This is a genomic window from Janibacter sp. Y6 (assembly GCF_040900765.1).
GTDB classification, from domain to species: Bacteria; Actinomycetota; Actinomycetes; order Actinomycetales; family Dermatophilaceae; genus Marihabitans; species Marihabitans melonis.
Genome location: NZ_JAKLYZ010000004.1, coordinates 247,203 through 268,093 on the forward strand (window position 1 = coordinate 247,203; position 20,891 = coordinate 268,093).

Sequence of the window (20,891 nt, forward strand, 5' to 3'; positions counted from 1 at the left end):
GGGGGCGTGGCAGGTGGCCGCTCATGACCCCTTCGCCCGAGCAGACCGAGCCGCCCCGCGACCCCGCCGGCGGGGTCGTCGTCCGCGAGGCCGCCCTCGAGGACGTGCCGACGATCGTCGCGCTGCTCGTCGACGACCCGCTGGGGCAGTCCCGTGAGGACCCCGCAGACCTCGCGCCGTACGACGCCGCCTTCGTGCGGATCGCCGGCGACCCCGGTGAGGTCCTCGTCGTCGCCGAGCTCGACGGGCAGGTCGTCGGCACCCTCCAGCTCTCCGTCCTGCCGTCGCTGTCCCGGCGGGGTGCGCTGCGCGGTCAGCTCGAAGGGGTCCGCGTCGCCGCCGACATGCGCGGCGCCGGGGTGGGGGAGCAGCTCGTGCGGTGGGCCGTGGAGCGGGCCCGCGCCGAGGGGTGCGAGCTCGTCCAGCTGACCTCGGACAGCAGCCGGACCGGCGCGCACCGCTTCTACGAGCGACTCGGCTTCACCGCGAGCCACGTGGGGATGAAGCTGGCGCTGCGCTAGGGCGCCCTCGCCCGTCGCCGGGCACCGGTCTCGGCCCCCGCCGCACAGGGCGCGCCCAGGGCGCTCGCCTACGATGAGCACATGTCTGACAGCCCGCGCGTCCTGCTCGCCGCCCCCCGTGGCTACTGCGCCGGCGTCGACCGCGCCGTCGTCGCGGTGGAGAAGGCCCTCGAGCTCTACGGCCCGCCCGTGTACGTCCGCAAGGAGATCGTGCACAACAAGCACGTCGTGACGACGCTGGAGAAGCGCGGCGCGATCTTCGTCGACGAGACCGGCGAGGTGCCCGAGGGCGCGACGGTCGTCTTCTCGGCGCACGGCGTCGCCCCGGTCGTCCACGAGGAGGCCAAGGCCCTGTCGCTGAAGACGATCGACGCGACCTGCCCGCTCGTGACGAAGGTCCACCGCGAGGCCGTCCGCTTCGCCGCCGACGACTTCGACATCCTCCTCATCGGCCACGAGGGCCACGAGGAGGTCGTCGGCACCTCGGGCGAGGCGCCCGAGCACATCACCCTCGTCGACGGGCCCGACCACGTCGCCGAGATCGAGGTCCGCGACCCGGAGAAGGTCGTCTGGCTCTCGCAGACCACCCTCTCGGTCGACGAGACGATGGAGACGGTGCGCCGCCTGCGCGAGAAGTTCCCCGCGCTGCAGGACCCGCCGAGCGACGACATCTGCTACGCCACCCAGAACCGCCAGCTCGCCGTGAAGCAGATGGCCGCGCAGTGCGACCTCATGATCGTCGTCGGCTCGCGCAACTCGAGCAACTCCGTGCGTCTCGTCGAGGTCGCGCTCGAGCACGGCACCCGTGACGGGCACCTCGTCGACTACGCCGAGGAGATCGACCCGGCGTGGTTCGAGGGCGTGCGCACCGTCGGCGTCACATCCGGCGCCTCCGTGCCCGAGATCCTCGTGCGCGACGTCCTCGCCCTGCTCGCCGAGCACGGCTACGCCGACGTCGAGCCGGTCGTCGCCGCGGAGGAGAGCCTGCTCTTCGCCCTGCCGATGGAGCTGCGCCGCGACCTCAAGGCGGCCGGCATGGACGACAAGATGCGCCACGACGCCGGCTCCCTCGAGGACGCCGGTCAGCTGCGCTGACCTGCTCAGGCAGTGGTCTGACCTGCGCAGCCACCCCGGGCGAAGGGGGCGGATTCTGACCCCCCGTCGTCACCCCCTCTCAGCCGACTCCCAGGCGTAGCGACCCCCTCGGTGCTCGACGCGACGGCGCGACGAGCCGGTGGCCCTGGGAGGTATGGATGTCCACAGCTGAGGCGACGGAGCAGGACAAGCCGGTCCGCAGCCTGATCCCCGCGCGCATGCACGACATGCCGTGGTCGAAGTTCCACTGGATGGTGATTCGGTCTCGGCACGGCCTGGATCCTCGACGGGCTCGAGGTACAGATCGTCGCGTCCGGAGGCTTCGAGAAGACCCTCGGCATGGACGCGACCGACGTCGGGCTCGCCGGCACGGTCTACCTCATCGGTCAGGTGACCGGTGCGCTCCTCTTCGGCCGGCTCACCGACACCCTGGGCCGCAAGAAGCTCTTCGTCATGACGCTGGCGCTCTACCTGGTCGCGTCCGGCCTCGCGGCCTTCTCGCCGAACATGTGGGTCTTCTTCGCGCTGCGCTTCGTCGCCGGCATGGGCATCGGCGGCGAGTACTCCGCCGTGAACTCCGCGGTCGACGAGCTCATCCCGGGGCGCTTCCGCGGCCGGGTCGACCTCGCGATCAACGGCACGTACTGGTTCGGCGCCGGCATGGGCGCCTTCGCCTCCTACTGGCTGCTCAACCCCGACATCGTCGGCGAGAACATCGGCTGGCGGATCGCCTTCCTCATCGGCCCGGTGCTCGGCCTCGGGATCATCTACCTGCGTCGCCACATCCCCGAGAGCCCGCGCTGGATGGTCACCCACGGGCGCACCGAGGAGGCCGAGAAGGTCGTCTCCGCGATCGAGGAGCAGGTGCGGGCCGAGGGCAAGACCCTGCCCCACCTCGACGAGGAGAAGGACGGCATGTGGATCAAGGCCCGCGAGGGCCTGACCCCGAAGCAGCTGTCCTACGTCTTCTTCCAGATGTACCCGACGCGCACGGTGCTCGGCGCGACGCTGATGATCACGCAGAGCTTCCTCTACAACGCGATCTTCTTCACGTACTCGCTCGTGCTGCAGAACTTCTACGACCAGACGCCGTCGAGCGCGGCGCTGTACTTCTTCCCCTTCGCGCTGGGCAACCTGCTCGGCCCGCTGCTCCTCGGCCCCTTCTTCGACACCGTCGGCCGGCGCAAGATGATCGGCGGCTGCTACGCCTTCGCGGCGATCGTGCTGTCGATCTCGGCCTTCCTCTTCAACGCCGACGCGCTGAGCCCGGTGAACCACACGATCTTCTGGTGCGTGGCGTTCTTCTTCGCCTCCGCCGGGGCGTCGGCCGGGTACCTCACGGTCTCGGAGATCTTCCCGCTCGAGGTGCGCGGTCAGGCGATCTCGTACTTCTTCGCCATCGCGCAGGTCTTCGGCGCCATCGGTCCGGTCTTCTACGGCTGGCTCATCGGGGACGGGAGCGACCGCGGGCCGATGTTCGTCGGGTACCTCATCGCCTCCGGGATCATGCTCGTCGGCGCGCTCGTCGCGGCGGTCTGGGGTGTCGACGCCGAGGGCAAGTCCCTCGAGGAGATCGCCCCGCCGCTCACGAGCTACGACGAGCACGGCAACGAGACCGTCAACCTGCCGGTCTGAGGGAGGACGACATGAGCGAGATGCGTCCGGACGCGGGCGAGCGTCCGTACACCGTCGTCGTCGGCGTGAGCGCGACATCGAAGTCGCCGACCGCCCTGCGGTGGGCCGCCGGCCAGGTGGCCGCGAACGACGGCCACCTCGTCGCCGTGCGCGCCTGGCGGGTGGGCGCCCCCCAGGCCAGCACCGCGGGGGTCATGGCTGCGGCCGGACCGACCGAGGGCGAGCTGGAGGGTGCCGAGCGCACCGCCCTCGAGCGCGACGTCGAGGAGGTGCTCGGGCCCGACCACCACGCAGAGGTCCGGCTCGTCCGGGGCAGCGACCGTCAGGTCCTGCTCGACGCGGCCGTCGGGGCCGACCTCCTCGTCATCGACGCCCCTCGCGCGCTCACCGGGGCTCCGCTCTTCGCGCAGCGGCTCATCTACGACGCGAGCTGCCCGGTGGTCGTCATGCCGCCGCACATCTCGGGCCAGGAGCCGGGGCTCGTCGAGCGCGCCGGCCGCGCCGTCGGGCGGGCCGCGGTCCGCTCCGCCGGCACGGCCGGGCGGCCGGGCTACCGCCCGCCCGCCCGGCGCTAGGGGGTCAGGGGTGACCAGTGCCGCCGGTCAGAGCCGGCGGCACTGGTCCTCCTTGGTGCCGCGCACGGTGTTGTTCCACCCCTTCGGCGCCGGGGTGTTGCTCTTGCACTGGAGGTTGCCGTCGACGGAGTTGTCGTAGACGTACTTTGTGCCGGAGCGGTTCGAGAAGAGCTGGATGTCGCCCTTGACCCGGTTGCGGATGACGTTCTGCGTCGAGCGGTTGCCCTCGAGCTGGATGTTGCCGTCGACCGTGAGGCCGCGCAGGTGGTGCATGCTGCCGCCCTCGAGCTGGACGTCGCCGTCGACCCGGCCCCACGTGTTGCGCACGTAGCGGTGGCCCTCGGACTGGATGTTGCCGTCGATGCTGTTCTGCCAGCCCTGCAGGGTCGCGCCGCGGCGCACGACGACGTCGCCCTTGACGACCGATTTGGTGAGCTTGCACGTCGCGCCGGCCGGCACGACCACGTCGTCGTCGATGGTGCGGCCGGTGATCGTGCCGGAGCACGTCCGGTCGGCCTGGGCGGGCGCCGCGACGGCGACGAGGCCGGTCGTGGCGAGGGCGGCGGTGGCGAGGGTGCTGATGATCCGGGTGGTCGACATGCTGGTCTCCTCGGTGAGTGGCAGCGGCGCCGGTGCGCCGCGAGAGCAACGCTGCCGGGTCCGCGTGAGGCCACGGTGAGCCGTCGATGAGAGGGGGCTCATCAGCCGGCCACCTCCTCGTCAGGTGGCGGGCGTCCCGAGCCGGCGGTGGATCGTCGCGACCGAGCGGCGAAGGGGGACGAGCAGCTCCTCGGGCCCCGTCACCGTGCCCTCCGGGTAGGTGAGGGCGACCGCCGCGAGCGGCTGCCCGGTGCGGTCGAGGACCGCGAGCGCCACGGAGGCCAAGCCCTGGGTCACCGACCCGCTCTCGAGGGCGTGACCGCGGCGGCGCACGGCGACGAGCTCACGGCGCAGGGCGGACGGGGTGGCCGGTGACCCGGCGCTCGCGACGACCGAGGCGGCGTCGGGGTAGAGGGCCGTGACCTGGCGGGCGGGCAGGGCCGCGAGCATCGCCAGCCCGCTCGCGGTCGTCGTCGCCGGCAGCCGGACGCCGACGTCGGAGACGAGGAGGGGCCGCCCGGGCGCGCGCTCCTCGACGACGTAGAGGACGTCGCGGCCGTGCAGGACGGCGAGGTGACCGTTGTGCGTCGTCTCGTCGACGAGGCGCTGGAGGACCGGGCGGGCCAGGCGCTGCAGCGGGCTCTGCCGCTGGTAGCCGCTCGCGAGCTCGAAGGCGGCCACGCCCAGGCCCCACCGGCGCTCGTCGGGGTAGTGGGTGACGTACGAGTGCTCGGCCAGCTCGGCGAGCAGGTGGTAGGTCGTGCTGCGGGGCAGCTCGAGGTCACGCGCGAGCTGCGCGGCGGGCACCGGCTCGACGCGGCCGGCGAGGTAGGACAGCAGGCGCAGGGCGTGGCCGGCGGCGGGGACCTGGGGCACCGCCCGAGCCTACGTCCATGTCTCGGATCCGAGACAGTAGTGGCGCGTGCGCGGTGGTCGCGGGGGTGACCCGCGCGCTTCCATGGATGCATGCCGCACATCGTCGACGTCGAGACCCCCGAGACCACCATCCGCATCGGCGACCGCCCGCTGACCGTCGAGGAGGTCGTCGCCGTCGCCCGCTTCGAGGCGCAGGTCGAGATCTCCGACGCCGCGTGGGAGCGCGTGCGCGTCTCGCGCACCGTCGTCGAGGACCTCGCCGAGGACACCGTCGCCCACTACGGGGTGTCGACCGGCTTCGGCGCGCTCGCGACGACCCACATCCCGCACGAGAAGCGCACTCAGCTGCAGCGCTCGCTCGTGCGCAGCCACGCCGCGGGCATGGGCGACCCCGTCGAGGAGGAGGTCGTGCGCGCCCTCATGCTCCTGCGCGTGCAGACCCTCGCGACCGGGCGCACCGGGATCCGCGAGGAGACGCTGCGGCTCTACGTCGCGCTCCTCAACCAGCGGATCACCCCGGTCGTGCGCGAGTACGGCTCGCTCGGCTGCTCCGGCGACCTCGCCCCGCTCGCGCACTGTGCGATGGTCCTCATCGGCGAGGGGGAGGTCATGGCTGCCCACGACGTGTCGGTGCCGGGCGACGCGATGCCCGCGTCCGAGGCGCTGGCCCAGGCCGGCCTGACCCCCGTCGTCCTGCACGAGAAGGAGGGCCTGGCCCTCATCAACGGCACCGACGGCATGCTCGGCATGCTGTGCCTGGCGATCCACGACCTGCACGTGCAGCTGACGACCGCCGACATCGCGTGCGCGATGAGCGTCGAGGGTCTGCTCGGCACAGACGACGTCTTCGCCGCTGACCTGCAGGCCCTGCGCCCGCACCCGGGCCAGGCCCAGTCCGCGGAGAACCTCCGCGCTGTGCTCGCCGGCAGCCCGATCCGCGACAGCCACCGCGACCCCCACGCCTGCACCCGCGTCCAGGACGCCTACTCGCTGCGCTGCGCCCCCTCGGTGCACGGCGCCGCCCGCGACACCCTCGCCCACGCCCGCCGGGTCGCCGACGCCGAGCTCGCCTCCGCGGTGGACAACCCCGTCGTCACCCTCGACGGCCGGGTCGAGTCGAACGGCAACTTCCACGGCGCGCCCGTCGCCTACGTCCTGGACTTCCTCGCCATCGTCGCCGCCGACGTCGCGAGCATGAGCGAGCGCCGCACCGACCGCTTCCTCGACGTCTCGCGCTCGCACGGGCTGCCGCCCTTCCTCGCCGACGACCCGGGCACCGACTCGGGCCTGATGATCGCGCAGTACACCGCGGCCGGGATGGTCTCGGAGATGAAGCGGCTGGCCGCGCCCGCGAGCGTCGACTCCATCCCGAGCAGCGCGATGCAGGAGGACCACGTGTCGATGGGCTGGGCCGGCGGACGAAAGCTGCGCCGGTCGGTCGACGCACTCACCCGAGTGCTCACCGTCGAGCTCGTCACCGCCGCTCGTGGGATCGCGCTCCGCGCTCCGCTGGAGCCCGCCCCGGCCACCGCCGCCGTCATCGCCGAGCTCGACTCGCTCACCTCGACCGCCCCAGGTCCCGACCGCGACCTCGGCCGGGACCTCGAGATCTGCTACCTCACCGTGCACGACGGCGGCCCGGTCCTCGCGGCCGAGTCCGTCACCGGCCCCCTGCACTGATCTTCGGAGTGCGCTGATCACTCGCACTGACCCCCCTTCGCCCGACGACCACCGACCCGACCCACCCGAGGAGTACCCCATGGACGGCGCCCGTCCCGTCCGCGCACCGCGCGGCACCGAGATCACCGCCCGCAGCTGGCAGACCGAGGCCCCGCTGCGGATGCTCATGAACAACCTCGACCCCGAGGTGGCCGAGCGCCCCGACGACCTCGTCGTCTACGGCGGCACCGGTCGGGCGGCGCGCAGCTGGGAGGCCTTCGACGCGATCGTCGAGACGCTGCGCGACCTGCAGCCCGACGAGACCCTCCTCGTGCAGTCCGGCAAGCCGGTCGGGGTGCTGCGGACCAACGAGTGGGCGCCCCGCGTGCTCATCGCCAACTCCAACCTCGTCGGCGACTGGGCGACGTGGCCGGAGTTCCGCAAGCTCGAGGCCGAGGGCCTGATGATGTACGGCCAGATGACCGCCGGGTCGTGGATCTACATCGCGACGCAGGGGATCCTTCAGGGCACCTTCGAGACCTTCGCCGCGGTCGCCCGTGGCCGGTTCGACGGGACGCTCGCCGGGACGATCACCCTCACCGGCGGGTGCGGCGGCATGGGCGGCGCGCAGCCGCTCGCGGTCACCCTCAACGGCGGCGTCTGCCTCGTCGTCGACGTCGACCGCTCGCGTCTGGAGCGGCGCGTCGCCAAGCGCTACCTCGACGAGATCGCCGACGACCTCGACGACGCGGTCGCCCGTGCCGAGCGGGCGAAGGGGAAGCGCCGCGCACTGTCGATCGGCATCGTCGGCAACGCGGCGGAGGTCTTCCCGGAGATGCTGCGTCGGCACCGCGCCGGCGAGATCCGCGTCGACGTCGTCACCGACCAGACGAGCGCGCACGACCCGCTGAGCTACCTGCCTGCCGAGATCGCCGTCGACGAGTGGCAGCGCGAGGCCGAGGCCGATCCCGAGGGCTTCACGAAGAAGGCGCGCGAGTCGATGGCCGCCCAGGTGCAGGCGATGGTCGAGCTGCAGGACGAGGGCGCCGAGGTCTTCGACTACGGCAACAGCATCCGCGACGAGGCGCGCCAGGCGGGGTACGCCCGGGCCTTCGAGTTCCCCGGCTTCGTCCCGGCGTACGTGCGCCCGCTCTTCTGCGAGGGGCTCGGCCCCTTCCGCTGGGTCGCGCTCTCGGGCGACCCTGAAGACATCGCGGTCACCGACGCCGCGCTCAAGGAGCTCTTCCCCGACGACGAGCACCTGCACCGCTGGCTCGACGCGGCCGCCGAGCACGTCGAGTTCGAGGGGCTGCCGGCGCGGATCTGCTGGCTGGGCTACGGGCAGCGTCACCGGGCCGGGCTGCTCTTCAACGAGCTCGTGCGCGACGGCAAGGTCAAGGCGCCGATCGTCATCGGGCGCGACCACCTCGACTCCGGCTCGGTCGCCTCGCCGTATCGCGAGACCGAGTCGATGCTCGACGGCTCCGACGCGATCGCCGACTGGCCGCTGCTCAACGCGCTCACCGCGGCGAGCTCGGGCGCCACGTGGGTGTCGATCCACCACGGCGGGGGCGTCGGCATCGGCCGCTCCATCCACGCCGGTCAGGTGGGCGTCGCCGACGGCACCGACCTCGCCGCCGCGAAGCTCGAGCGCCTGCTCACCAACGACCCCGGCATGGGCGTCCTGCGCCACGCCGACGCCGGCTACTCGCGCGCCGTCGAGGTCGCGCAGGAGCGCGGCGTGCGGGTCCCGATGACCCCGGTGGTCCGCGACGGGGAGGGGGCGTGACCCCCTTCGTCTGGAAGGGTCGCCACGACGGGCCCGGTCCCGAGCACCGTCGGCTCTGGCACACGGTGAGCGAGCCCGGCGGGCCCGCGGACGCCGCAATCGTCGGCTTCGAGAGCGACGAAGGGGTGCGCCGCAACCGTGGTCGGGTCGGTGCGGTGGAGGGCCCGGCGGCGCTGCGCACGGCGCTGGCCTCGCTCGCCGTCCACGACGACCTCACCCTCGTCGACCACGGCGACGTCACGGTCGAGGACGACGACCTCGAGGGCGCCCAGCGCCGGCTGGGCGAGGCCGTGGCCCGGGCGCGACGTGACGCCCCGCTCACCGTCGTCCTCGGCGGCGGGCACGAGAGCGCGTACGGGAGCTATCTCGGGCTCGGGCACCCGCCGCGGCTCGGGGTGATCAACCTCGACGCCCACCTCGACCTGCGCGAGGCCGACCGGCCGACGTCGGGCACTCCCTTCCTGCAGATCGCCCGCGACCGACGTGAGCGCGGGCTCGACGTGCGCTACGCGGCGATCGGGGTGAGCACCGCGAGCAACACGACGGCCCTCTTCGACACCGCGCGCGAGATCGGGGCGCAGTGGGTGCTCGACGACGAGTGCCAGGACGCGGAGGCGCCGCTCGAGCTCGTCTCCCGCTTCGTCGCCGACGTCGACGAGGTCTACCTCTCCATCGACCTCGACGTGCTGCCGGGGTCCGCGGCCCCCGGGGTGAGCGCTCCGGCCGCCCTCGGGGTGCCCCCCGTCGTCATCCAGGCCATCTGCGACGCGGTCGTCGACAGCGGCCGCCTCGTCCACCTCGACGTCACCGAGCTGTGCCCGAGGCTCGACGCCGACGCCCGGACCGCCCGGGTCGCAGCCCGGCTCATCCACCGCGTCATCACCCGCGAGACCGCCCGGCGGCGGGGCGCATGAGCGCCGGCTCGACCCTCGTCACGGGCATCGGCGAGCTCGTCACGTGCGACGGCACGGGCGACGGGGGAGCCGGCGTGCGGCGCGACCATGCGCTCGTCGTCGAGGACGGACGGGTCGCGTGGGTCGGTCCGGCCGCGTCGGCACCCTCCGCGGACGCGGTGGTGGACGTCGAGGGCCGGTGCGTGCTGCCCGGCTTCGTCGACAGCCACGCGCACCTCGTCTTCGCGGGGGACCGCTCGGCGGAGTTCGCCGCCCGGATGGCCGGCGAGCGCTACGACGGGGGCGGCATCGGGGTCTCGGTCGGGGCGACCCGGGCAGCCGGCGACGACGAGCTGAGGGCGCTGCTCGCGGGCAGGGTCGCCGAGATGCGCTCCCAGGGCACGACGACCGTCGAGGTGAAGTCCGGCTACGGGCTCACCGTCGCCGACGAGGTCCGGGCGCTGCGGCTGGCGGGGGAGGTCACGCAGGAGACGACCTATCTCGGGGCGCACGTCGTGCCCGAGGAGATGCGGGCCGACCGGTCGGCCTACGTCGACCTCGTGACGGGCGAGATGCTCGCGGCCTGCGCGCCGCACGCCCGGTGGGTCGACGTCTTCTGCGAGCCCGCGTCGCCGCACGCCTTCACGGGGGAGGAGTCGCGCGCCGTGCTCGTCGCCGGTCGGGACGCCGGTCTCGGGCTGCGGGTGCACGGCAACCAGCTGGGCCACGGCCCCGGCGTGCAGCTGGCCTGCGAGCTCGGCGCGGCGAGCGTCGACCACTGCACCTACCTGTCGACCGCCGACGTCGACGCGCTCGTCGGCAGCGCGGGGACCACCACCGCGACGCTGCTCCCGGGCGTGGAGTTCTCCACCCGCTCGCCGTACCCGGACGCCCGGGCGCTCCTCGACGCCGGGGTGTCGGTCGCGCTCGCGAGCGACTGCAACCCGGGGACGTGCTTCTCGAGCTCGATGCCCTTCGTCGTCGCCCTCGCGGTGCGTGAGATGGGGATGACGCCGAGCGAGGCCGTCGTCGCGGCCACCCGGGGCGGGGCTCGCGCCCTGCGGCGTGACGACATCGGCCGGGTCGAGGTCGGGGCGCGGGCCGATCTCGCGGTCCTCGACGCGCCGAACCACCTGCACCTCAGCTATCGCGCGGGCGTGCCGCTCGCGCGGGTGCTCGAGGTCTGAGGGCGGTCGCGCCCCGGTCCTGCTCCGGGCCTGACGGGTGCCGCCGTCCTCCGCGCCGGCGGGCGGGGTCTGCCCCGCCTGGCTATGCTCGTCGCGCGCACCAGCCAGGGGGTGCCGCGCATCCGCAGGACCCCGACCCTGGCCCCGCACCAGGACCGAGGGACCCCATGCGCCACCCCCGCCGTACCGCCACCACGACCACCCTCCTCACGGCGGCGGGTCTCGTCGCCGCGCTGGGGCTGGCCGCTCCCGCGACCGCCGACCCCGCGCCGGCCCGCGTGCCGGCGCAGGCCACGACGCCGCCGGACCCCGGCGGCAGCGGCGAGCACAGCGAGACGACGGCGGGAGTGGTCCCTCCCTTCGTCGCCCCGTCGCACACGGGCCCGGCCCGCAGCGTCGACGGCACGGCGCGCTCCGCCGCGGGCCTGCCGGCGAGCGGCCTGCCGACACGGCTCAGCTCGCGCAGCACGAGCTTCGGGTCGAGCTTCAGCGGGTCGGTCTTCGACACGAGCACCGGGTCGCCCATCTGGAGCAAGCAGGCGACGAAGGCGCTGCGTCCCGGCTCGACGATGAAGCTGCTCACCGCGACGACCGCGCTGCGCACCTTCGGCACCCGGCACCGCTTCGTCACCCCGGTGCTGCGGGCCGGCAGCCGCGGGGACTACGTCTACCTCAAGGGCGTCGGCGACCCGACGGTGAGCAGCTACCGCCTCGACCAGATGGCGGCGTCGACCGCCTACCAGCTGAAGAAGCGGGGGATCCGCTCGATCTCGCTGCGGGTCGACGACACGCTCTTCCCCGCACCGCGCAACGCGACCGGGTGGGAGGCCTCGGACGTCGGGCAGTGGGTGACGCCCGTGCGCGCGCTCGTCTACGACGGCCGGATGGTCTCCGACACCTCGATGGACGCGGGCGACCGCTTCCGCTCCGAGCTGCGCTCGCGGGGGATCAGCGTGCGCGACCTGCGCCGCGGCGCGACCGCGTCGGGTGCTCAGCAGATCGCGTCCGGCCGCTCGCCCGAGCTGCGCACGATCGTCGGCGACATGCTGCGCGTCAGCCACAACGACTACGCCGAGAAGCTGCTCTGGGCCTCCGGCATGAAGGCCGGCACCTCGCGCACCTGGGCCGGTGTGACGTCCTACTCGCGCTCGCAGGTCGCCGGGTACGGCGTGTCGACCCACGGCTCCGTCATCGCCGACGGCTCCGGACTGTCGCGCTCGGACCGGCTGACGAGCCACACGCTCGCCCAGCTCGTCCTCGCGCTGCGCAAGCACCCCTCGCTCGGACCGGTGATCTTCGCCGATGCCTCCCTGCCGATCGCGGGCCGGACCGGCACGCTGCAGAACCGCTTCGAGACCGCGCCGGCGTCGTGCGCCGTCGGTCGGGTGCGAGCGAAGACCGGGTCGCTGCGCGACGCGGGCGCCATGGCCGGCATCGCGAAGGGCACCGACGGCAAGGAGCGCGTCTTCGCGGTCGTGAGCAACGGCCAGCCCTACGACGCCGACCTGCGCGGTCGCATCGACGCGCTCGTCGCAACGACGACCCTGTGCATGTGACCACCGTGCGCATGTGACGACCGCGCGCGTGCGACGACCGTGCGCTGAGACCGGCGTGCGGGCGGGCCGGGGACGGCCTGCGGCGTCGGGTCAGCCGGCATCGGCCACGTCCGGACGGCTGTCCCGTCGGGTCCGTGGGGCGAGGTCGAGGTCCAGCTCGGCGCGGCCGAGATCGCCGGCGGCGGAGTCGAGCTCCTCTCCCAGCGAGCGCGGTCGGGAGTCGTCGGTGCCCACGAGCTCGGGCGCGCTCAGCGGGCGGGGGGCCGCCGTCGAGGGCTCGAGCTCGTCGATCGCCTGGGTCGACAGGCCCATCTCGGCGATTCGCCGGGCGGAGACGAAGACCCTCGTCTCGAGGGCGCCCACCATCGCGTTGTAGCTCTCCACGCTCTTCGTCAGCTGGCGGCCGAGCGCGCTCGTGCGCTCGCCGAGGGTCGACAGGCGCTGGTAGAGCTCGCGACCGAGGGCGAGCAGGTCCTGCGCGCTGCGCGTCAGCGCGTCCTGCTGCCACCCGTAGGCCACGGTGCGCAGCAGGGCGAGGAGCGTGCCGGGGGAGGCGAGCACGACGTGCGCCCGCATCGCCTCCTCGTGCAGACCCGGGTCGCGGGCCAGGGCCGCCGACAAGGTCGCCTCCGACGGGACGAAGCACACGACCATCTCCGGCGAGGGCTCGAAGGCCGACCAGTACTGCTTGCCGGACAGGACGCGCACGTGTCCTCGCAGGGCGGCGACGTGCCGACGGAGGAGCCGCTCGTGCTCGGCCGGGTCGACACCCTCGCCCTGGGCCGCGAGCCAGTCGCTCATCGGGGCTTTCGCGTCGACGACGAGGTGCTTGCCCCCGGGCAGGCGCACGACGACGTCGGGGCGCACCGCGCTGCCGTCGGGGGTCGTGCCCCGGGCCTGCTCGTCGAAGTCGCAGCGAGCGAGCATGCCGGAGACCTCGAGGACCCGGCGCAGCTGGGTCTCGCCCCACGCGCCGCGCACCGACGAGACGCGCAGCGACGACGCGAGCGAGCTCGCCTCGTCGGAGACGCGCCGGGTGCTCGTCTCGACCCGGCCGAGGACCTCGCGCACCGTGGCGAACTGGTCGACCCGGTCGCGCTCGAGGGTCTCGACCTGGGTCGCCACGCGGCGCAGCGCGTCCTGCATCGGGCGCAGGGTCGCGGCAGTCTGGGCGTCCTCGGACAGGCTCGCCTCGAGGTCGACGACGCGGGCCCGCAGCACGTCGCGCTCGGCGCTGGCCGCGGCCAGGCCCTCGCGGGCAGCGGCGCCGTCCTCCACCGCCCGGGCGCGCACCCCGGCGACCTCGGAGCGGGTCATGCCCCACAGCGTCGCCGCACCGAGGAGTGCGCCGAGCACGGCGCCGAGGAGCAGGGCGGTGATGTCCATGGCGTCACCCAACCACCGCCCTCCGACAGCCGGGGTCCGCCCGGGGCGCGACGCGCCGGCGCGGGTAGCCTCGCAGCATGACTCGTGACGAGCCCCGCGAGGAGGAGGTGAAGGCCGCCGCTCCACGCCCCGACCTCAGCACGGAGTCCGGTCAGCTCGCCTTCATCCAGGTCCTCAACGACCGGCTGCCGACGAAGCGGCTCATCGCCCAGGGCCTGCTGCGCAACGAGCGCGGCGAGGTGCTCCTGTGCGAGCTCGTCTACAAGAGCGCGTGGGACCTGCCCGGCGGGGTCGTCGACCCGGGGGAGTCCCCTGCCACCAGCGTCCATCGCGAGGTCACCGAGGAGCTCGGTCTCGACCTGCCCGTCGGGTCCCTCGCCGCGGTCAACTGGCTGCCGCCCTACCGCGGGTGGGACGACGCCCTGCTCCTCCTCTTCGACCTCGGCACCGTCGACTCCGCGCTCATGGAGCGTGCGGTGCTCCAGCCCCGCGAGATCCGGGCGGTCCACTGGGTCGCACCGGACGACCTCGCGGACCACGTCGCGCCGTACACGGTCGAGATGATCCGGCAGGTCGCGACGCCCGGCCCGACCCGCTACCTGGAGAACTCGCAGGACCGCTGAGGACGCCCTCGGGCGACCCCGACCGAGGGCCGCACCGGCCCCGGCGCGAAGGGGTGGGCAGGACCTCCCTTCGCCCGCCGGTAGACTCCTGTCCCCGTGGCACTCACCATCGGAATCGTCGGTCTCCCCAACGTCGGCAAGTCGACGATGTTCAACGCTCTGACGAAGAACAACGTCCTCGCCGCGAACTACCCCTTCGCGACCATCGAGCCGAACGTCGGCGTCGTCCCGCTGCCGGACCCCCGGCTCGAGCGGCTCGCCGAGATCCACGGCTCCGAGAAGATCCTCCCCGCGACGGTCTCCTTCGTCGACATCGCCGGCATCGTGCGCGGCGCGTCCGAGGGCGAGGGGCTGGGCAACAAGTTCCTCGCGAACATCCGTGAGGCCGACGCGATCTGCCAGGTGGTGCGCGCCTTCGAGGACGGCGACGTCGTCCACGTCGACGGCAAGGTCTCGCCCGAGTCCGACATCGAGACGATCCACACCGAGCTCATCCTCGCCGACCTCCAGACCCTCGAGAAGGCCGTCGTGCGCCTCGAGAAGGAGGCCCGCATCAAGAAGGAGTCCAAGCCGCTCCACGAGAACGCGCTCGCCGCGCAGAAGGTCCTCGAGGAGGGCAAGACCCTCTACGCCGCGGGCGAGGCCGCCGGCGTGGACCTCGACGAGGCGCGCTTGCTCGGGCTGCTGACGACCAAGCCCTTCATCTACGTCTTCAACCTCGACGAGGACCAGCTGACCGACGACGCGCTGAAGACCTCGCTCGCCGAGCTCGTCCCGCCGGCGGACGCCGTCTTCCTCAACGCCAAGCTCGAGATGGACCTCATGGACATGTCCCCCGAGGACGCCCAGGAGATGCTCGAGGGCTTCGGCGCGACCGAGTCGGGTCTGGACCAGCTCGCGCGCACCGGCTTCCACACGCTGGGGCTGCAGACCTACCTCACGGCCGGCCCGAAGGAGTCACGCGCCTGGACGATCGGTCAGGGCTGGACCGCGCCGCAGGCGGCTGGGGTCATCCACACCGACTTCCAGCGCGGGTTCATCAAGGCCGAGATCGTCTCCTTCCAGGACCTCGACACCCTCGGCACGATGCAGAAGGCCAAGGAGGCCGGCAAGGTGCGCATGGAGGGCAAGGACTACGTCATGCAGGACGGCGACGTCGTGGAGTTCCGCTTCAACGTCTGATCCCGTCGATCGGGCGAAGGGGGGAGGATCGGCGCATGCCTGAGGTTCTCTTCTCCCGTGGGACCTGGATGCCGGCCGTCGTCGACGACGACGGCCGCCTGCTCCTCGACGTCGTCGGCGGGGCCGACGCGCTGCACGGCCCGCGGACCTTCACCGTCTCGGTGACGCACGAGCACGCCGAGGCCGTGCGCACGAGCGTGCGCCGTCACCTGCTGCTCTACGCCGCCCTGCTGCCGCTGTGCTACGACGCCGGCGTCGCCGGGCCGTGGGACGAGGAGGCAGCGGCAGCGCTGCTGGACCCCGTGCTGCTCGGCACCCCGCAGGAGGTCGACGAGACGCTGCGCCGGGCCCGGGTCGACCGGCGCGTCCTCGTCGCCCATCACGTGAGCCTACGGCTGCTCAAGTCCCGTCGCTACTACGAGGCGGCGCAGTCGGCGACGGCGGAGTCGGACTGGGCCAGGGTTCGCAAGCATCTCGGGGTCTGAGCCCAGCGGCGCTCGCGGACCAGCCGCCTCAGAAGGGTGGGTCCGCCCCCGGGACGGGGGGCGAGGCCACGGCGAGCTCGGCCTCATCCCGACCACCCGCAGGTGCACCGGGCGCTGAGGTCTGTGGTGCTGCGGTCGCGGGTGCTGCGGTCACTGACACCAGTGCCGTTGGCGCCGAGGCCTGCGACTCCGAGGCGAGCGGCGCCGGTCTCGCAGGCGCCGGTCTCTCGACCGCCCAGGTCCGGGGCCACGTCACGCGGCTCGTCCCACCCGGCGCCGTCCAGGTCGCTCGGCCCTCGGCATCGAGCTCGTAACCCCACCGCGGATGCTGCTTGAGCCGGTGGTGGCGCCGGCACAGGGAGCCGAGGTTGCGCGACGACGTCGGGCCGAGGGGCCAGGCCTGCGCATGGTCGAGGTCGCACTGCACCGCGGGGCGGGTGCACCCCCACATCCGGCAGGTCCCGTCGCGGGTCTGCACGAGCCGGCGCAGCCCCGGACGCGGGACGTACCCGGGCTGGGGCTGCCCGGAGGCGACGACATGACCCTCGTCCGCGTCGAGGAGCACCCGCCCCAGCTCGTGGTCCTCGCTCCGACGGATCCTGTCGACGACGTCGGCCGGGATCCAGCCCGCACCTGGCACCTCGACGCCGCCCAGTCGAAGGCCGCGGGCGCCCTCGCCGTCGAACCGCTGGCCGTCGAGCCGCCCGCCGCCGACCTCCGGATGGCCGGGCCGTCCGCCGGAGGTGGACCCTAGAGCGGACCCGGCGGGCATGCCCCCTCCGGCTTCCTCGCCCCCGCTGGCGGGGGTCGACGCCGTGAGGTCCGCCGCGCCCCACACGTCCGTGATCACCGGCACGGTGAGGTCGAGCCGCGTGCGCACCTCGACCCCTCGAAGTGCGAGGTCGACGAAGGCCTGAGCCCGCGCTGCGCCGAGGCGCAGTCCCGGCTCGTCGCGCACCGCCCGGGCGGCGAGGTCCTCGACCGCTGCATAGACGACGACGGCGAGCTCCGTCGGCAGGACCGCCGAGATGACGCTCGTCCCGAGTGGTCCGGGGTCGAGGTGCACGTCGGTGCGGTCGCGACGGTTCTGCGCCGCGCGCCGCTCGAGGATGCCCTCGTCGACGTTCATCAGCACCCGGCGACAGGCCCGCGCGAGCTCGCGGTGCTCGAGCGCGACGAGCCGCGAGTGCTCGCTGCCGCGCTTCTGGGCAAGGACGTGCGCGACGACGGCCGCGACGGCCTCGGGTGACGCGTCGCGCGTCTCCGTGGCGACGAGCTGCACCGTCCGCTCGGGCACCTCGCCCGCCACGAGAGGCGCGACGAGAGCAGCGAGGTCGCCCGACAGGCGCGCAGCCAGGCGGCACCTGCGGTCGGCGACGGCGATCGAGCAGTCGAGCGTCATCGCGGCCTCGTCGCCGCAGAAGTCGGCGGTCGCCCCGTCGGGCAGCCGGATCTCGCCCGCACCCGACGGGTCCCGCTCGCGCCGGGACAGCTCGGCGAGCAGCGCGAGCTCAGCCGCGTCGGCGGCCCGCCGGGCGCGCTCGACAGCGACGAGCATCTCGGCGAGATCGGGGGTCGCGATCGACCCGCCGACGACCTCCGCCGTCGCCGCGCACGCCCCGAACCCCAACCGGGCCTGCTCCGCGAATCTCATGGCGTCGTCGAACATGTGTACGAATATACGAGCCCCCACCGACAGCCCACGGCAGCCCAGGGCAGCCCACCGACAGCCCACCGACAGCCCACGACGCCGCCCGCCGCCGACCGTGGTCAGCCCTACCCCCTGTCCCCACCCGCCCCTACGCTGAGCCCATGACCGACCTCGTGCTCACCGTCACCGCCGACGACCGCGCCGGCCTGGTCTCGCGACTCGCCCAGGTCGTCGCCGACCGCGGCGGCAGCTGGACGACGAGCTCGATGGCCCATCTGGCCGGCACCTTCGCCGGGGTCGTCCTCGTCTCCGTGCCCGCTGAGGGCGTGGCCCCCCTTCGCTCCGCCCTCGAGGGTCTGGCCGCCGACGGCATCACGGTCGTCGTCCGCGAGACCCGGCCGCAGCCGGCCACGGCGGGGGAGCCGACCCTGCTCCACCTCGTCGGCCAGGACCGCCCGGGCATCGTCGCCCAGGTCTCCGCCGCGATCGCGTCCGCCGGCGTCGGCATCGAGGAGATGCAGACGGCGACGAGCGAGGCGCCGATGGCGGGCGGTCTGCTCTTCGAGGTCCGGGCGCGGCTCGTCGTCCCCGAGGGGGCCGGCGTCCCGCTGCGCGAGCGCCTCGAGGCCATCGCCGACGAGCTCATGGTCGACCTCGACCTCGCCGACCCCGTCACCACCTGACGCCGACCCCGTCACCACCCTCCGCCGAGACCCGACTGGCCTTCTGCGCCCCGGCCCGGCACAGTAGGAGGCGAGCCGCGCACCGCGGCGACCGGACGAGGTCACGTACCCGGATCGCGACAAGACGTGTCGTCGAAGGAGTCGTGCCATGCCCTGGGTCGTCCTCATCATCTCCGGTGTCCTCGAAGCCGTCTGGGCCACCGCCCTCGGCCGCTCGGAGGGCCTGAGCAAGCCCGTCCCGACGACGGTCTTCGCCGTCGCGCTCCTCGCGAGCATGGGCGGTCTCGCCTACGCCATGCGTGACCTGCCGACGGGCACCGCCTACGCGGTGTGGGTGGGCGTCGGCGCCTCCCTAACGGTGATCTACGGCATGGCGACCGGCGCGGAGACCGCCTCGGTCGCCAAGATGCTGCTCATCGCCGGCCTCGTCGGCTGCATCATCGGCCTCAAGCTCGTGAGCGACGGCGGCCACTGACCCGACCGGGGCGAAGGGGTGGCCCCCAGCCCCGCGGACGGGTTGACTGAGCCCATGAGCCAGCCCCAGGTGATCACCGCCAGCCGCGAGATCGACGCCCCCGCCGCCACCGTCTTCGAGCTGGTCGCCGACCCGGCGCAGCACGCGAGCTGGGACGGCAACGACAACGTCGTCGAGCTCGTGCGCGGCGGCCGGGTCCGGGCGACCGGTGAGATCTTCGCGATGCGCACGACGAAGGGCAACGTCCGGGACAACCGCGTCGTCGCCTTCGAGGAGGGTCGGCTCGTCGCGTGGCGCCCGGGTGACGACGGCGGCGAGCCCGCCGGTCACGAGTGGCGCTGGGAGGTCGAGCCGCTCGGCGAGGGTCGCTGCCGCGCGACCCACACCTACGACTGGCGCGAGCTCACCGACGAGCGCCGCCGCGCGCGAGCGGAGTCCACGACCGAGCGCAACCTCAGCGCCTCGCTCGACAACCTCGCGCAGCGCGCCGAGGCCGTCGGCGGCACGCCTCAGGCCTGACCGGACTCCACGAGCTCGGTCCACAGGTCCTGCCGGGCGGCGGGGTCGGTGAGCAGGTGCAGGTCGAGCTCGCGGCTCATCCGCTCGAAGACCGCGCGCCCCCGGGTGCTCGTGCCGTGCCGGTCCAGGCGCGGCGAGTACGTCGCGAGCCCGAAGCGGCCGGGGATGGCCCCGACGAGCACGCCGGAGACCCCGCTCTTGGCGGGGATGCCGATCTCCGACATCCAGTCGCCCGCGGAGTCGTACATGCCGCACGTCGTCATGACACTCAGCGCCTGGCGGCTCGAGGCGACCGAGAGCACGCGCTCGCCGGTGATCGGCTGGCGCCCGCCGGTGGCCAGCGTCGCCGCCATGACGGCGAGGTCGCGCGTGGTGACGAGCACCGAGCACTGCCGGATGTAGCCCTGCACGACGTCGCGCGGGTCGTCCTCCATCACCCCTTCGCCGCGGAGCATGTGCGCGATGGCGAGGTTGCGGTGGGCAGCGGCGAGCTCCTCCTCCGCGGCCTGCTCGTCGAGCGAGAGCTCGCGCCCGGCGAGCCGGGACAGGCCCTCGAGGACGAGCCGGTCGCGGTCCTCCCAGCTCGAGCTCGGGCCACCGACCATGCCGTGCACGACGAGTGCACCCGCGTTGATCATCGGGTTGCGCGGCCGCTTCGTCTCCGGCTCGACGGACAGCACGTCGAAGGCCTCGCCGGAGGGCTCGACGTCGACCCTCTCCATGACCCCCTCGACGCCGTACTCGTCGAGGACGAGCGCGTAGACGAAGGCCTTGGCGACGGACTGGATCGTCATCTCGTGCTCGGAGTCGCCGGAGTCGAAGATCTCGCCCTCGGTCGTGCACAGGGCGACGCCGAGACGGTCGGGGTCGGCCTCGGCGAGCGCCGACGGGACGCCGTGCACCTCGCCGCCGGAGTCCTCCCGCACCGCGTCGAGGGTGGAGGAGAGGTAGTCGGCGAAGGATCGGGTCACCGGCCCCACACTAGGCGCGGACCTGCCGGGTCCCCCCACCGCACTAGCCTGCCCGCCATGAGCGTGCAGCCTGACCCCGTCCCCGGGTGGGACGAGTACTTCCTCGGCATCGCGACCGCGGTCGCCGCCCGGGCGAAGTGCACCCGGCGCCGGGTGGGCGCCGTCCTCACCATCGAGCACCGGATCATCGCGACCGGCTACAACGGCGCCGCGCCGGGGGAGCCGGACTGCCTCCAGGGGGCCTGCCCGCGGGGCGCGCTCGACTACGAGACCGTGCCGGGCCTGGGCGACTACGACCGCCCCGGCACCCCCGGCTTCTGCATCGCGATCCACGCCGAGGTCAACGCGCTGCTCTTCGCCACCCGTGACACGAAGGGGGCGACGGCCTACATCACCGACCCGCCGTGCCCGGGCTGCCGCAAGGCGCTCGCGGCGGCCGGCATCGTGCGCGCGGTGTGGCCCGGAGGAGAGCACGACAGGAGCTCGCTCACCCGCTGGGCGTGAGACCGCTCGCGATGCCAAGATGGGGC

General features: G+C 73.5%; 21 protein-coding genes and 1 riboswitch. Of the genes, 16 read left to right on the forward strand and 5 right to left on the reverse strand.

What is annotated here, in order from left to right:
- Positions 1–23 precede the first annotated feature (23 nt).
- From L6241_RS11530 to L6241_RS11545, 4 genes are all read left to right on the forward strand, one after another.
- Entirely contained in the window at positions 24–521 is a 498-nt protein-coding gene (locus L6241_RS11530) for an N-acetyltransferase family protein (RefSeq protein ID WP_368246305.1), read from the forward strand.
- 81 nt (positions 522–602) lie between these two features.
- On the forward strand, positions 603–1,616 hold the full coding sequence (locus L6241_RS11535) for a 4-hydroxy-3-methylbut-2-enyl diphosphate reductase (RefSeq protein ID WP_068277237.1): 1,014 nt from the start codon (positions 603–605) through the stop codon (positions 1,614–1,616).
- 339 nt (positions 1,617–1,955) lie between these two features.
- Complete coding sequence (locus tag L6241_RS11540) at positions 1,956–3,251, forward strand: MFS transporter (protein WP_368246307.1); 1,296 nt, start codon at positions 1,956–1,958, stop codon at positions 3,249–3,251.
- 11 nt (positions 3,252–3,262) lie between these two features.
- Positions 3,263–3,826, forward strand: coding sequence for a universal stress protein (locus tag L6241_RS11545; protein ID WP_123092208.1), 564 nt, complete (start codon positions 3,263–3,265; stop codon positions 3,824–3,826).
- 27 nt (positions 3,827–3,853) lie between these two features.
- Here the strand turns inward: L6241_RS11545 and L6241_RS11550 are convergent, their stop codons facing one another.
- A complete protein-coding gene (locus L6241_RS11550) occupies positions 3,854–4,426 on the reverse strand; it encodes a hypothetical protein (RefSeq protein WP_368246310.1) in 573 nt (190 codons plus the stop codon).
- Between the two features lie 120 nt (positions 4,427–4,546).
- Positions 4,547–5,302: an IclR family transcriptional regulator gene (locus tag L6241_RS11555; RefSeq protein ID WP_224766989.1), complete on the reverse strand. Its 756-nt coding sequence runs from the start codon at positions 5,300–5,302 to the stop codon at positions 4,547–4,549.
- A gap of 90 nt (positions 5,303–5,392) precedes the next feature.
- Here L6241_RS11555 and hutH point away from each other — a divergent pair, with 90 nt between their 5' ends.
- The 5 genes from hutH to dacB all read left to right on the forward strand — a co-directional run bounded on the left by hutH (position 5,393) and on the right by dacB (position 12,386).
- On the forward strand, positions 5,393–6,982 hold the full coding sequence (gene hutH, locus L6241_RS11560) for a histidine ammonia-lyase (RefSeq protein WP_368246312.1): 1,590 nt from the start codon (positions 5,393–5,395) through the stop codon (positions 6,980–6,982).
- A 79-nt stretch (positions 6,983–7,061) separates the two neighbouring features.
- Positions 7,062–8,750, forward strand: coding sequence for a urocanate hydratase (hutU, locus tag L6241_RS11565; protein WP_368246313.1), 1,689 nt, complete (start codon positions 7,062–7,064; stop codon positions 8,748–8,750).
- A complete protein-coding gene (hutG, locus tag L6241_RS11570; protein ID WP_368246314.1) occupies positions 8,747–9,664 on the forward strand; it encodes a formimidoylglutamase in 918 nt (305 codons plus the stop codon). The genes hutU and hutG overlap by 4 nt, the downstream gene beginning before the upstream one ends.
- Complete coding sequence (hutI, locus tag L6241_RS11575; RefSeq protein ID WP_368246315.1) at positions 9,661–10,830, forward strand: imidazolonepropionase; 1,170 nt, start codon at positions 9,661–9,663, stop codon at positions 10,828–10,830. The genes hutG and hutI overlap by 4 nt, the downstream gene beginning before the upstream one ends.
- Before the next feature lie 167 nt (positions 10,831–10,997).
- Complete coding sequence (gene dacB, locus L6241_RS11580) at positions 10,998–12,386, forward strand: D-alanyl-D-alanine carboxypeptidase/D-alanyl-D-alanine-endopeptidase (protein WP_368246316.1); 1,389 nt, start codon at positions 10,998–11,000, stop codon at positions 12,384–12,386.
- 90 nt (positions 12,387–12,476) lie between these two features.
- Here the strand turns inward: dacB and L6241_RS11585 are convergent, their stop codons facing one another.
- Entirely contained in the window at positions 12,477–13,772 is a 1,296-nt protein-coding gene (locus L6241_RS11585) for a DNA recombination protein RmuC (protein ID WP_252974682.1), read from the reverse strand.
- A gap of 77 nt (positions 13,773–13,849) precedes the next feature.
- Between L6241_RS11585 and L6241_RS11590 the strand changes: the two genes are divergently transcribed.
- The 3 genes from L6241_RS11590 to L6241_RS11600 all read left to right on the forward strand — a co-directional run bounded on the left by L6241_RS11590 (position 13,850) and on the right by L6241_RS11600 (position 16,062).
- Positions 13,850–14,395: an NUDIX hydrolase gene (locus tag L6241_RS11590; protein WP_252974683.1), complete on the forward strand. Its 546-nt coding sequence runs from the start codon at positions 13,850–13,852 to the stop codon at positions 14,393–14,395.
- A 96-nt stretch (positions 14,396–14,491) separates the two neighbouring features.
- Positions 14,492–15,577, forward strand: coding sequence for a redox-regulated ATPase YchF (ychF, locus tag L6241_RS11595; RefSeq protein WP_252976293.1), 1,086 nt, complete (start codon positions 14,492–14,494; stop codon positions 15,575–15,577).
- A gap of 35 nt (positions 15,578–15,612) precedes the next feature.
- Positions 15,613–16,062 carry a DUF6357 family protein gene (locus tag L6241_RS11600; protein ID WP_252974685.1) on the forward strand — a complete coding sequence of 150 codons (450 nt, stop codon included), beginning with the start codon at positions 15,613–15,615 and terminating at the stop codon, positions 16,060–16,062.
- A gap of 28 nt (positions 16,063–16,090) precedes the next feature.
- Here the strand turns inward: L6241_RS11600 and L6241_RS11605 are convergent, their stop codons facing one another.
- On the reverse strand, positions 16,091–17,731 hold the full coding sequence (locus L6241_RS11605) for an HNH endonuclease signature motif containing protein (RefSeq protein ID WP_368246319.1): 1,641 nt from the start codon (positions 17,729–17,731) through the stop codon (positions 16,091–16,093).
- 143 nt (positions 17,732–17,874) lie between these two features.
- On the opposite strand from L6241_RS11605, the gene L6241_RS11610 reads away from it, so the two are divergent.
- The 3 genes from L6241_RS11610 to L6241_RS11620 all read left to right on the forward strand — a co-directional run bounded on the left by L6241_RS11610 (position 17,875) and on the right by L6241_RS11620 (position 19,390).
- Complete coding sequence (locus tag L6241_RS11610) at positions 17,875–18,396, forward strand: glycine cleavage system protein R (protein WP_368246320.1); 522 nt, start codon at positions 17,875–17,877, stop codon at positions 18,394–18,396.
- 69 nt (positions 18,397–18,465) lie between these two features.
- Positions 18,466–18,530, forward strand: a riboswitch (guanidine-III (ykkC-III) riboswitch).
- Between the two features lie 14 nt (positions 18,531–18,544).
- Entirely contained in the window at positions 18,545–18,871 is a 327-nt protein-coding gene (locus tag L6241_RS11615) for a multidrug efflux SMR transporter (RefSeq protein ID WP_123092194.1), read from the forward strand.
- A gap of 54 nt (positions 18,872–18,925) precedes the next feature.
- Positions 18,926–19,390, forward strand: coding sequence for an SRPBCC family protein (locus tag L6241_RS11620; RefSeq protein WP_368246322.1), 465 nt, complete (start codon positions 18,926–18,928; stop codon positions 19,388–19,390).
- Here the strand turns inward: L6241_RS11620 and glsA are convergent.
- Entirely contained in the window at positions 19,381–20,361 is a 981-nt protein-coding gene (glsA, locus tag L6241_RS11625; RefSeq protein WP_191681085.1) for a glutaminase A, read from the reverse strand. The two genes, L6241_RS11620 and glsA, sit on opposite strands and share 10 nt — an antisense overlap.
- A 57-nt stretch (positions 20,362–20,418) precedes the next feature.
- Between glsA and L6241_RS11630 the strand changes: the two genes are divergently transcribed.
- Positions 20,419–20,865, forward strand: a complete 447-nt coding sequence (locus L6241_RS11630) for a deaminase (RefSeq protein WP_252974690.1) — start codon at positions 20,419–20,421, stop codon at positions 20,863–20,865.
- Positions 20,866–20,891 lie beyond the last annotated feature (26 nt).

Coding starts and splice junctions, on each gene's coding strand:
- L6241_RS11540 (WP_368246307.1), top strand. CDS start 1,956: ATGGACGCGACCGACGTCGGGCTCGCCGGCACGGTCTACCTCATCGGT.
- L6241_RS11620 (WP_368246322.1), top strand. CDS start 18,926: ATGAGCCAGCCCCAGGTGATCACCGCCAGCCGCGAGATCGACGCCCCC.
- L6241_RS11600 (WP_252974685.1), top strand. CDS start 15,613: ATGCCTGAGGTTCTCTTCTCCCGTGGGACCTGGATGCCGGCCGTCGTC.
- L6241_RS11585 (WP_252974682.1), bottom strand. CDS start 13,772: ATGGACATCACCGCCCTGCTCCTCGGCGCCGTGCTCGGCGCACTCCTC.
- L6241_RS11530 (WP_368246305.1), top strand. CDS start 24: ATGACCCCTTCGCCCGAGCAGACCGAGCCGCCCCGCGACCCCGCCGGC.
- dacB (WP_368246316.1), top strand. CDS start 10,998: ATGCGCCACCCCCGCCGTACCGCCACCACGACCACCCTCCTCACGGCG.
- L6241_RS11605 (WP_368246319.1), bottom strand. CDS start 17,731: ATGTTCGACGACGCCATGAGATTCGCGGAGCAGGCCCGGTTGGGGTTC.
- hutU (WP_368246313.1), top strand. CDS start 7,062: ATGGACGGCGCCCGTCCCGTCCGCGCACCGCGCGGCACCGAGATCACC.
- L6241_RS11535 (WP_068277237.1), top strand. CDS start 603: ATGTCTGACAGCCCGCGCGTCCTGCTCGCCGCCCCCCGTGGCTACTGC.
- L6241_RS11545 (WP_123092208.1), top strand. CDS start 3,263: ATGAGCGAGATGCGTCCGGACGCGGGCGAGCGTCCGTACACCGTCGTC.
- L6241_RS11615 (WP_123092194.1), top strand. CDS start 18,545: ATGCCCTGGGTCGTCCTCATCATCTCCGGTGTCCTCGAAGCCGTCTGG.
- hutH (WP_368246312.1), top strand. CDS start 5,393: ATGCCGCACATCGTCGACGTCGAGACCCCCGAGACCACCATCCGCATC.
- L6241_RS11610 (WP_368246320.1), top strand. CDS start 17,875: ATGACCGACCTCGTGCTCACCGTCACCGCCGACGACCGCGCCGGCCTG.
- L6241_RS11630 (WP_252974690.1), top strand. CDS start 20,419: ATGAGCGTGCAGCCTGACCCCGTCCCCGGGTGGGACGAGTACTTCCTC.
- hutI (WP_368246315.1), top strand. CDS start 9,661: ATGAGCGCCGGCTCGACCCTCGTCACGGGCATCGGCGAGCTCGTCACG.
- L6241_RS11550 (WP_368246310.1), bottom strand. CDS start 4,426: ATGTCGACCACCCGGATCATCAGCACCCTCGCCACCGCCGCCCTCGCC.
- L6241_RS11590 (WP_252974683.1), top strand. CDS start 13,850: ATGACTCGTGACGAGCCCCGCGAGGAGGAGGTGAAGGCCGCCGCTCCA.